Origin of the sequence: Paraburkholderia sediminicola (assembly GCF_046026895.1) — a bacterium.
Lineage (GTDB): Bacteria > Pseudomonadota > Gammaproteobacteria > Burkholderiales > Burkholderiaceae > Paraburkholderia > Paraburkholderia sediminicola_C.
This window is the reverse complement of sequence record NZ_JAQQEU010000269.1, coordinates 1-676: the sequence shown is the minus strand read 5'-3', so window position 1 is coordinate 676 and position 676 is coordinate 1. Positions and strand designations below refer to the sequence as shown.

1 protein-coding gene is annotated in these 676 nt (G+C 55.6%); it reads left to right on the top strand.

Annotated elements, in window-relative coordinates; genetic code table 11:
- Window positions 1–676: hypothetical protein (locus PQR02_RS40690; RefSeq protein WP_408243431.1), on the top strand; the 676-nt coding region annotated here is incomplete at both ends.

The window sequence follows — 676 nt, the reverse complement described above, 5'->3', positions numbered from 1 at the left end:
GCGTGTAGAGGACTATGCCAAACGCGTGAAGACACGGATTGCGGAGATAGAAAGCGGCAGCGAAGCGCAAAGAAACGTCAGTTTTCTGAACGCTCGCCCGTTCTCGACACCCCTGGGTTATTTCAGCGGCGGCTTGATGGCTGCCGGCTACGATCCTCACGAAAAAATCACAGTAGCGTTTCCTCACTTCGTCCACCCTCCGGGGGGATTCAAACATCAGGATCGGGTTGATGAACGCACCTACGAGGCATGGGAAATCGCCGCAGGGGTTCTCGAACATGACAGGCCAGAAAAGGGCGGCACACTCACTTCCTCAGACACAAAAATCGCCGCAGCAGACCAGGCCAGGGTCAAGGAGCTGGAATCCCTTGGCACCAGGCTGCAGGATCACTGGGAGCAGGATGTCTCTGAACCAATGCGGGACTCTTCGGGAGCGCTGGCGATACGCTCCGGGAAAGCGGATGCGTATAGTGTCCGGGCAACGCTGCAAAGCTTGCGGGCTGACAAGGCTGTTTTCGGTCACTTAAGCCCGCAAGGCCAGCAGGCCATAAGCCGGACGCTGGACAAAAATGGGCAAGTCATTATTCCCAACTTATACGGCTATCCACTGGCAAGGCATGCATTTATTCCTTACAAGCCATATGACGGCAATTACGAGAATCGTCCCAATCAGGGC